Source organism: Sphingorhabdus sp. Alg239-R122 (assembly GCF_900537065.1).
GTDB lineage: Bacteria > Pseudomonadota > Alphaproteobacteria > Sphingomonadales > Sphingomonadaceae > Alg239-R122.
This window is the reverse complement of sequence record NZ_UNRC01000010.1, coordinates 52,999-62,752: the sequence shown is the minus strand read 5'-3', so window position 1 is coordinate 62,752 and position 9,754 is coordinate 52,999. Positions and strand designations below refer to the sequence as shown.

10 protein-coding genes are annotated in these 9,754 nt (G+C 56.6%); 4 read left to right on the top strand and 6 right to left on the bottom strand.

Annotation, left to right across the window (positions count from 1 at the left end; genetic code table 11):
• From G6Q15_RS10300 to G6Q15_RS10290, 3 genes are all read left to right on the top strand, one after another.
• The coding region (locus tag G6Q15_RS10300; RefSeq protein ID WP_164118439.1) for an SCO family protein at nucleotides 1-525 on the top strand (525 nt) is incomplete at its 5' end.
• Entirely contained in the window at nucleotides 522-977 is a 456-nt protein-coding gene (locus tag G6Q15_RS10295; RefSeq protein ID WP_164118437.1) for a YcgN family cysteine cluster protein, read from the top strand. The genes G6Q15_RS10300 and G6Q15_RS10295, both read left to right, overlap by 4 nt.
• An 85-nt stretch (nucleotides 978-1,062) precedes the next feature.
• The gene (locus G6Q15_RS10290; protein ID WP_205518153.1) at nucleotides 1,063-1,716 is read left to right on the top strand and encodes a SprT family zinc-dependent metalloprotease; all 654 of its coding nucleotides are present in this window, start codon (nucleotides 1,063-1,065) and stop codon (nucleotides 1,714-1,716) included.
• Between the two features lie 8 nt (nucleotides 1,717-1,724).
• On the opposite strand, the gene G6Q15_RS10285 is transcribed toward G6Q15_RS10290, so the two are convergent.
• Both G6Q15_RS10285 and msrB read right to left on the bottom strand, forming a co-directional pair.
• Nucleotides 1,725-3,902, bottom strand: a complete 2,178-nt coding sequence (locus G6Q15_RS10285; protein ID WP_164118433.1) for a PBP1A family penicillin-binding protein — start codon at nucleotides 3,900-3,902, stop codon at nucleotides 1,725-1,727.
• A 175-nt stretch (nucleotides 3,903-4,077) separates the two neighbouring features.
• Complete coding sequence (gene msrB / locus G6Q15_RS10280) at nucleotides 4,078-4,479, bottom strand: peptide-methionine (R)-S-oxide reductase MsrB (RefSeq protein ID WP_164118431.1); 402 nt, start codon at nucleotides 4,477-4,479, stop codon at nucleotides 4,078-4,080.
• A gap of 146 nt (nucleotides 4,480-4,625) precedes the next feature.
• Here msrB and G6Q15_RS10275 point away from each other — a divergent pair, with 146 nt between their 5' ends.
• On the top strand, nucleotides 4,626-5,135 hold the full coding sequence (locus G6Q15_RS10275; RefSeq protein WP_164118429.1) for a DUF4402 domain-containing protein: 510 nt from the start codon (nucleotides 4,626-4,628) through the stop codon (nucleotides 5,133-5,135).
• Between the two features lie 8 nt (nucleotides 5,136-5,143).
• On the opposite strand, the gene holA is transcribed toward G6Q15_RS10275, so the two are convergent.
• The 4 genes from holA to G6Q15_RS10255 are packed head-to-tail and all read right to left on the bottom strand — an operon-like array spanning nucleotide 5,144 to nucleotide 9,676.
• Nucleotides 5,144-6,178: a DNA polymerase III subunit delta gene (gene holA, locus G6Q15_RS10270; protein ID WP_164118427.1), complete on the bottom strand. Its 1,035-nt coding sequence runs from the start codon at nucleotides 6,176-6,178 to the stop codon at nucleotides 5,144-5,146.
• Nucleotides 6,175-6,675 carry an LPS assembly lipoprotein LptE gene (gene lptE, locus G6Q15_RS10265; protein ID WP_164118425.1) on the bottom strand — a complete coding sequence of 167 codons (501 nt, stop codon included), beginning with the start codon at nucleotides 6,673-6,675 and terminating at the stop codon, nucleotides 6,175-6,177. Before lptE ends, holA begins: the two co-directional genes overlap by 4 nt.
• Nucleotides 6,675-9,212 carry a leucine--tRNA ligase gene (gene leuS, locus G6Q15_RS10260; RefSeq protein ID WP_164118423.1) on the bottom strand — a complete coding sequence of 846 codons (2,538 nt, stop codon included), beginning with the start codon at nucleotides 9,210-9,212 and terminating at the stop codon, nucleotides 6,675-6,677. Before leuS ends, lptE begins: the two co-directional genes overlap by 1 nt.
• A 23-nt stretch (nucleotides 9,213-9,235) precedes the next feature.
• A complete protein-coding gene (locus G6Q15_RS10255) occupies nucleotides 9,236-9,676 on the bottom strand; it encodes a DUF3576 domain-containing protein (RefSeq protein WP_164118422.1) in 441 nt (146 codons plus the stop codon).
• Nucleotides 9,677-9,754: the final 78 nt, after the last annotated feature.

Sequence of the window (9,754 nt, the reverse complement as noted above, 5' to 3'; positions counted from 1 at the left end):
AGGCAGACCGAAGAAGCGCCGCTGAAAGGCGCTAAAATGGGCGGTGATTTCACGCTCACTAATCAGGATGGCGAAAAGATCACGTTTAGCGACTTTGATGGCCGGTACCGGATGCTCTATTTCGGTTATACTTATTGCCCCGATGTATGCCCGATCGACCTGCAACAGCTGGCCTTGGGCCTGAAACAGTTTGAAAAACAAGACCCGAAACGCGCGAGTAATATCCAACCGGTATTCGTAACTGTTGATCCGCAGCGTGATACGCCCGACGTGGTTAAGCAGTATCTGGCCGCTTTCCATCCACGCTATATCGGCCTGACCGGTAGCGAGGAAGAGATTGCCGAAGTCGCGAAAAAATATCTGGTGCTGTACGAAAAAACTGAACCAAATGAAGAAGGCGGCTATCTGGTTTCACACACACAAATGGCTGTACTCTTTGGTAAGCAGGGCGAACCCATTGCAATCCTGCCACATGACGGCACGCCACAGGAAATCGCGGCCGAACTGGACCGCTGGACACGGTGACGAAAGCTGCACAACCCGCCAATGACGAGCCGTTTTGGGAAAAGCCACTGGAAACACTTGATCGCGGACAGTGGGAGGCGCTGTGCGACGGGTGCGGCAAATGCTGTCTGCACAAGGTCGAAGATGAGGATGCGGGCCGCATATACCCGACAAATGTTGCCTGCCGCCTGCTCAACACCCAAACAGCACAATGCAGCGATTACCGGCATCGCCGTGCGCTGGTACCCGATTGCCTGCGGCTAACCCCCGGAAAACTGGAAGGGATAAGCTGGCTCCCGGCAAGCTGCGCTTACCGGATGCGTGCGGAAGACAGACCGTTGCCCGAATGGCATTATCTGGTGAGTGGTAGCCGGCAAACCATTCATGACACCGGAAATTCTGTGGCGGGTAAAGTAATAAGCGAAGCAGTCGCTGGACCGCTAGAGCACCATATTGTCGATGCTGAACTTTAAACGCCAAAAAGAACGCAGTACGGCGCCAGTGCAGCCCCATGAGCCAGACCATATCACTGTCAATGGCACGGAATACGCGTTGGTTTTGCGTCGGCACCCCCGGTCACGTTCGATCACCCTGCGCACCGATCCTGCGCTCCGGGCAATACGGGTGACTAGCCCGCCTTATGTGCCAGTGCGGCAGATTACCGATTTTATTCGCCAGAAATCGGCCTGGATAGAAAACAGTTTTGCCAAGGCTGGGCCTATAGCACGTCTGGAAGCTGGCAACAGCATCACCTTTCGCGGGCAGCGCATGACAATATGCTGGCAGCAGGACTGGCCACGCCGCATCGTGCAGGAAGGCGGCGAAATCCATGTTGGGGGTCCGTGCGAAAGTGTTGCCAAGCGCGTCGCCGCGTGGCTCAAAAAAGAGGCACGTACACGCATCATCGCTGATATCGCCGATTATAGCGCGCTTGCCGCAATTTCACCGCCGCCACTCGCACTATCCAACGCACGGCGGCGCTGGGGTAGCTGCTCACAGGCGGGCAAGATACGCATTAACTGGCGGCTGATCATGGCGCCTGACAGCATTCGGCGGTCTGTCGTTGCGCACGAGATTGCGCATATGCGGCATATGAACCACAGCCCCGCATTTTATGCCTGGCTCGACCATTTATATGAAGGTGACCGCCGCGCGGCAGATGATTGGCTGAAACAGCACGGCGCGGCACTGCATGCTGTCATCACGCAATAGCATCGCTTTTAGTAGATCCCTTCTTCCAGTGCAGGCTCATTACGTGGCGGCGGCGGTGCGGGATCGCGCTGCGCCGGTACCTCTTTCGGTTCCGGCTGTTCCTTGCCCTGCGCTTCCGTCTTGCCAGTCGCACGGTCAATAAAGTCCTGATCCAGCACCCCGGGTCCCGATTCGCCGGGCGCTCTTTGCCCTTCAACGGGCGGTAGGTCTGGGCCGGGAGGTAGCGATTCACCGCCATCCACATCAATCGGATTGCCATATTCATCGACAAAGATCATGTCGTCGGGATTTTCGAAGTAAGCCTCGTCATCTGGCTCCAGCTGCCATTCGGGCAGCACCAGCTCGGTGTCGAATTTTTCCACTTTGCGGCCTGACACAGCAACCCGCATGTAATCAGCAAATGCCTTGGCCGGGGCGCGACCGCCTTGCAGGCTCTTGACCTGCCTGGCATCATCGCGGCCCATCCAAACGCCGGTAGTTATGCCGCTGGAAAAGCCGAGGAACCAGCCATCTTTGTTGCTGTTGGTCGTGCCGGTTTTGCCTGCGACAGGACGCCCAATCTGCGCCGCGCGCCCTGTGCCGGTATTAACCGCCGTCTGCAGCAGGTCGGTAATGCCTGCGGCGACATGCGGCGGGATCAGCACCTGCGTCAGGTCAGGCTTTGCCTCGTATAAAATCTCACCCTTGATCGTCGTCACCTTGGTCACGCCATAGGGCATGATCGCCGCGCCGCGCGCATTTACCCCGGCAAAGGCACGCGTCATGTCGATCACCCGTGTTTCCGATGTCCCCAGCACCATCGAAGGGTGGGTGTTAATCGGCGTGGTCACGCCAAACCGCCGCGCCATGCTGGCAATCGTGCCATAGCCCAACTCATTGCCCAGCTGCGCTGCCACGGTATTTTTCGAATAGGCGAAGGCCGTGCGCAGCGTGATATCGCCCGCAAAGCGACCCCCGCTATTGCGCGGTGTCCAGCCATCTATCGTGACTTTCTCATCCGTCACAATATCTTCGGGGGTATAACCTGCCTCCAGCGCCGCCAGATAAACAAAAAGCTTCCACGCCGAGCCTGGCTGGCGCACGGCATTGGTCGCGCGGTTGTAATTGGAAGTGACATAGTCGGTGCCGCCCACCATCGCCAACACCGCGCCATCCCGGTCGAGAGATACAATCGCACCCTGCGCACCGCCCGGCACATTGGCCTGTATCGCCGCGGTTGCCGCACGCTGCATTCTGAGGTCCAGCGTCGTCCACACTTCGATTGGCGCATCAGTTTCGGGGAGCAACATATCCAGCTGCGGCAACGCCCAATCGGTAAAATAACGCACGCTGTTCTGCGCCTTGTCTGGGGCCAGCTTGACGGCGGAAGGATTGACTGAAGCCGCCTGTGCCGCAGTGATCTTGCCTGTGTCACGCATGACTTTCAATACGACCGAAGCACGGTCAATAGCCGCCTGTGCATCAGCGGTTGGCGAATAGCGCGAAGGCGCCTTGACCAATCCGGCGATAATCGACGCTTCGGCCAAGTCAAGTTCGGTCGCCGGATGGCTGAAAAACTTGCGTGAGGCCGAATCGATGCCATAGGCACCACCGCCAAAATAAACCTTGTTGAGATACAGCTCGAGTATCTGGTCTTTGGTAAACTTGCGTTCCATTGCGAGCGCCAGCACCATTTCACGTGCCTTGCGCCAGAATGTGTAGCTGTTGCTGAGGAATATGTTGCGTGCCAGCTGCTGTGTAATGGTAGATGCACCCTGCATCCGCCGTCCGGTGCCGTAATTTTTGACTGCAAACCAGCTGGCCCGGCCCATGCCATAGGGATCAACGCCAAAATGGCTTTCAAACCGACGATCCTCCACCGCGATCATCGCGTCTTTCATGACACCAGGGATCTCTTCTATTTCCAACCATTCCCCAAAACTGGGACCAAGCGACATGATTTCGGTGCCATCATTGGCACGCACCAGGATCATCTGCCCATTCGGGGATTTCCTGAGCGCCTCGTAACTGGGCAGTGACGACATAGTGAAACCAACTGCTGACACCAGGCCTATAATCGCTATGAAGCCCAAAACCAGTCCGGTTTTAAAAAGACGCCAGAACCATGTCTTGAACCGACTTTGCTTCGGTGCGGAAGCACTGCGCGTCCTGGCCTTTTTCTTCACCGGTTTTTTTACGCGCGCCATATCCTACCCCTGGGTCGTCCTCTGCTGTACGACCAAGCCGGTTTTCGCCTTTACCTTTGCTGAATGATGCAAATTATCGTTGCGACGAGCCGAGCTTCACAAGGGATAGGCGAAATAAGAGGCTCTGTGAATCCCGTTGTTCGCACATATATTAATATGATGCTATATCAGTAGCTTATTTTTCTTTTTCCGCGTCAAAATCCAACGCCAGGCTATTCATGCAGTAACGAAGCCCCTCTGGCCCTGGTCCATCGGGGAAAACATGCCCCAAATGGCCATTACATGTGGAGCACAGCACTTCGGTGCGGATCATGCCATGGCTGGTGTCGGTCCGTTCTTCCACCGCTTCACCACTGGCTGGCACTGTAAAGCTGGGCCAGCCGCAGCCACTGTCAAACTTGGCATCCGATTCAAATAAGGTTTCGCCGCAGCCTGTACATTTGTAACTACCCTTGGCCTTATGGTCGTTATATTTACCCGTAAACGCGCGCTCCGTGCCTGCTTCGCGCAGCACATGATACTGTTCAGGAGTCAGGCGGTTGCGCCATTCGGCATCGGAAAGTTTCTTTGCATCCATAAGTAATATCTGGGCGTTGTTCGAGCCGAAATCAACCGTGTCACGTCAGGCATCCGCGTACACCGTGCAACGCTTTATTTACCATATCTTCAAACAATCGGCGCATATTCATGGGCATGATACCAATCTTTCGCCCTTTTTGCTTGATGCTTTTATGCCTGGCCGCGCTCACCGTACAGCCGGCGCCCAATGCACTGGCACAGTGCAGGCTGTGCAGCGACAGCGAAAAAGCAAAGGAGAGCAAGGAAAAAAAGCCAAGCAAGGCACTGCATATCAATATCACCACCGCACTCGATTTTGACCGGCTTGCCCTGACAGGACAAAGCGGCGGCGAAGTCGAGCTGGATCCCTATAATGGCCAACGCAATTTCCGTGGTGAGGTCGAGGGACTGGGTGGCATGTGGCTATCGGGTGAGGCCGTCATTACCGGAGAGCCTGGGCGCGGCATACGCATCACATTGCCTGCGCAAGTCACTTTGCGCGCACCGGGCGGTGGCAAGGCAGAACTTATGTCTATGGAAACTACATTGCCTGCGGCGCCCCAGCTGGATGCCACGGGCCGCCTGACCTTTGCATTTGGCGGTAGATTGCGGGTCGATGGCAATGCCAGCGGCCATTATCGCGGTCGCATCCGCATCACCGCAAATTACGAATAGGTCATATTTCAGCGCGCCATCGCAGCGGCGGCGCGAGTGATTTCGGTCAGTTCCTGCCTGAGCAGCTGAGAGCCTGACTGGCTGTTCATCATCATTCGGCCATGTAGATCGATCAGACGCTCGCCCAGCCGCGCCAGCGCCGGGCCGCGCCAGCGGCTGAGCTGGCGGATATAATCGGGTTTTTCCTTCCAGAAAATCGGCCCGCGCCGCGATTCATTTTCAACAAAGGCATGAATATCACCGCCACGCCCCATTTTGCCCGCCAGCTGTGCCAGCTGCACGGCACGGCGCTGCAGCGCCAGCACCAGTCCCACTTCGGAGATACCTGCCTCGTCAATCCGCGCCAGCTCACCCGCCAATTTACCCATATTACCACCCAGCACGCAGTTGATGACAGGGCCCATGGCCTCATCCTCAGTCTCCGCGCGCAATGCCGCGGCAATTTCAGGCTCCACCACCTGCGGCGCATTGGGCGATGCGTCGAGATAGAGCGACATTTTCTCCACTTCCTGTTCCGCCAACCGCCTGTCCATACCGGTATAGCTCGCAATCTGCGCCGCCAACGGCCGCGATATGTTGACGCCCTTGGTACGGCCAAATTCGCTGACAATACCCGCCATTTCATTCGCATCGGGCAGGTAATTCATACAGGCAAGGGCATTTTTAGCGGCGGCAACAGCCTTGGCCACCTTGCCGCGATCAGTCATGCCCGTGGCTTGGATAATCACGGGATTGATGATATTGTCCGCCGCCAGCAGGTTTTCCACCGCAACGAGACTTTCCTCGCCCTGCGTTGTGACGCGGATATAGCGTTTTTCCCCGAACAATGACAGCGATGCGGCTTCATCAGCCAGCCTGCTCGGATCGCTTTTCAGCTCAGCCCCTGTAAAGTCGGTCCGTTCGGCATCCTCGCCAAATGCCTTTGCCAGGCCAGCGGCAAATTCTGCGCTGGTCGATTCATCGGGGCCGTAAAGCAGGTAACAGATAATATCCGATGATGTCTGCCGCATCGCGGCGCGGATATCCGCCGCCTTTACCTTCATGGGTTTGGCGTGGCGCGCTTACGGGCAAAAAGCGACAGTCGCTCGACAATCTGCTCCGCCACTTCGCGCGATAGGTTTTCGAGCGCGGTGTTTTCCGCAGCGATGGTCGCATATTCACTGCTCACCACATCAATGCCGGCATCTGACCCGGCGGTTGCATCAAGCACCGTTTCGCCCGTTGCCGCGTCGACCAGCTGATAGCGCGCGCGCAATGTGCGGCGTTCGCGGCTGACGGTGTCATTGGCGAGCAGGCCAAACCCCTCCAGCCTGTCATCCAGCCGGATTTTCAAGAGATATTGCGGCCCGCCGTTCGAAAGCGGCGCCAGCCGGTCCGTGAGCGCGTTGCGCACCAGCCATCCGGCCTGTCCTCCAATAGGTGCGACCTCCACATGTCCCAGGCTTTGTGAAACCGCCCCGCTCGTGCCGCCCGCATAAAGCGGTTTCAGCCCGCACCCGGCGAGCATGAAAGGCAACAACAGACAGAGCAATATGCGCATTAAATCACCACATTGACGAGCCGGTCGGGCACTACAATCACTTTGCGCACCTCGGCACCGTCCATTGCACGCTGAACCTTTTCAGATGCAAGCGCAAGTTTTTCCATATCGTCTTTCGGCAAGCCCTTGGCCACGGTCAGCGTATCACGCAGCTTGCCGCGCACCTGCACCGCGATGGTCACTTCATCTTCCACCAGCAAGCTTTCATCCACCTCGGGCCAGGGCGCATTGGCGACCAAGCCTTCACCTCCCAACATGGCCCAGGCTTCCTCGGCCAGGTGCGGCGTCATCGGCGCGACAATCTGCACCAACGCACGGATGGCCGCATTGCGACTGGCAGAGGCTTTTGCTTTTTCGATCAGGTTGACCAACTCGAATATCTTGGCAATTGCCTTGTTGAACGACAGGTCCTCAATATCTTCTGCGACGCCGTGCAGTGTCTGGTGCAGCTTGCGGTCCACCACCTTGTCCTCGCCGCTGGCACTGTCATCAATCTGCGCAAACAGTCGCCACAGCCGCTGCACAAAGCGCCAGCTGCCCTCAATCCCAGCTTCCGACCATGGCAGGTCGCGTTCAGGCGGACTATCCGACAGCATGAACCAGCGCACGGCGTCGGCGCCATATTGGTCGACAATCTCATCAGGATCGACAACGTTTTTCTTTGACTTGGACATTTTGATGACGCGGCCGATTTCCACCGGCTGACCATCAGCGATCAGTTTCGCGCCATTGCCGTCGCGGTCCACTTCTGCGGGGGTGTAATATGTGTCACTCTTGCCCTCACCCTGCACGCGTGAGTAAGTCTCATGCGTCACCATGCCCTGCGTAAACAGGCTGGCAAAGGGTTCGGCTATATCGATCTTGCAAAGCGCTTTCAGCGCACGGGTCCAGAAGCGGGCATAGAGCAGGTGCAGGATCGCATGCTCGATCCCGCCAATATACTGCGCAACCGGCATCCATTTGGCGAGCACATCCTTGTCAAATGGCCTATCATCGGGCTGGCTTGCAAAGCGCAAGAAATACCAGCTGGAATTGATAAACGTGTCCAGTGTGTCCGTCTCACGGGCCGCCGCTTTCCCGCATGCCGGACAATCCACATGCTTCCATGTTGGATGCCGCTCAAGCGGATTACCCGGTTTGTCAAAACTCACATCATCGGGAAGTTTAACGGGCAGTTCGTCTTTCGGAACCGGCACCGCCCCACAATCACCGCAATGGATAATCGGAATTGGCGTACCCCAATAACGCTGCCGCGACACACCCCAGTCGCGCAGTCTGTATACGGTTGAACCCGTACCCCAGCCCTTATTCTCCGCACGGTCAATTACGGCTTTCTTGGCCGCTTCGACTTCCATGCCATTCAGGAACTTTGAGTTGATGATATTGCCGAGGCCAGTATAGGCTTCGTCATGGATCGGCGTATCTTCCTCGCCTTCCTCAGCAACAACGCGTGTTACAGGCAGCATATATTTGCGGGCGAAATCCAGATCGCGCTGGTCGTGCGCCGGCACACCAAAAACCGCGCCCGTACCGTAATCCATAAGCACGAAATTGGCGACAAAAACGGGTAAATGCCACTCGGGATCGAGCGGATGGGTAACAGTCAGGCCGGTATCAAAACCGCGTTTTTCCTGTGTTTCAATCTCGGCTGCTGCTGTGCCAGTTTTGCGGCATTCATCAGCAAAGGCCGCCAGCGCATCATTTCCTTCTGCCAATGCCAGCGCCAGCGGATGATCCGCCGCAATCGCGCAAAAACTTGCCCCAAAAATCGTGTCAGGACGCGTAGAGAAAACCTCAATATCACCGAAATCACCCGCCGCACGGTCCAGTTTGAACCGGAATGTCAGGCCCTGTGATTTACCTATCCAGTTTTCCTGCATCATGCGCACTTTTTCGGGCCAGCCATCCAACTCGCCCAGGCCTTCAATCAGATCGTCAGCAAAGTCGGTGATTTTCAGAAACCATTGCGACAATTTTCGCTTTTCGACTTCCGCGCCGCTACGCCAGCCCTTGCCATCAATCACCTGCTCATTGGCGAGCACAGTCATATCAACCGGATCCCAGTTCACCGCACTTTCCTTGCGATAGACCAGGCCGCCTTCAAACATGTCAAGAAACAGTGCCTGTTCATGGCCGTAATATTCGGCGTCACAGGTCGCAAATTCGCGGGTCCAGTCAAGCGCAAAGCCCAGCCTTTTCAGCTGCGCCTTCATTGAATCGATATTTTTATGCGTCCAACCGCCCGGGTGCACACCTTTTTCCATCGCCGCGTTTTCCGCTGGCATGCCAAATGCGTCCCAGCCCATAGGGTGCAGCACTTCATGTCCGGTCATACGCCGGAAACGCGCCAGCACATCACCCATAGTATAGTTGCGCACATGGCCGATATGAATGCGTCCCGACGGATAGGGAAACATTTCCAGCACATAGCTGCGCGGACGCTCGCTATTGTCATCCGCCTTAAAAGTCTGCTGCTCTTCCCAGACTTTCTGCCAGCGCGTGTCAGCCGCAAGCGGATTAAACCGCGTATCTGTCATCTATTTTGCCCCGATATTTGGACTTAGCCGTCAACGGCGCTGAGGCGCAGGTCACGGGCCTTGGTCAGGATAATCTCTTCCAGTTTCTGGACAGTCGCCGCCTTGACTGGTGCATCCACCCATGTTCCGCCCTGCGCAACCTGGCGTGAAGCCGCAACACGAAGTGCATCTGCCCGCAAGTCCTGGTCAAGAATCGATACAGTAACTTTCATACGCTCACCCGGGTTGCTTGGATTCGCATACCAGTCGGTCACGATAACGCCGCCCGCACTATCCGCCTGAAGCAGCGGCATAAAGGAAAGCGCGTCCAGCGAAGCACGCCATAAATAGCTGTTCACGCCAATTGTCGTGACTCTGGATGCCGCGACATCCGGTGCCGCCCGCTCTTTACCACCACAGGCGGTAACAAGCGTTGCAGCGGAAATAGCAAGAATTACGGAACGGAGCCTGATGGGCTGTGGCATGAAAGACTTCCTTATAAATCGTTGTTCGGGCCATCTATAAATGCTTTGCGGGCAGGGGCAAGCCTTTGCTCGTGTTTG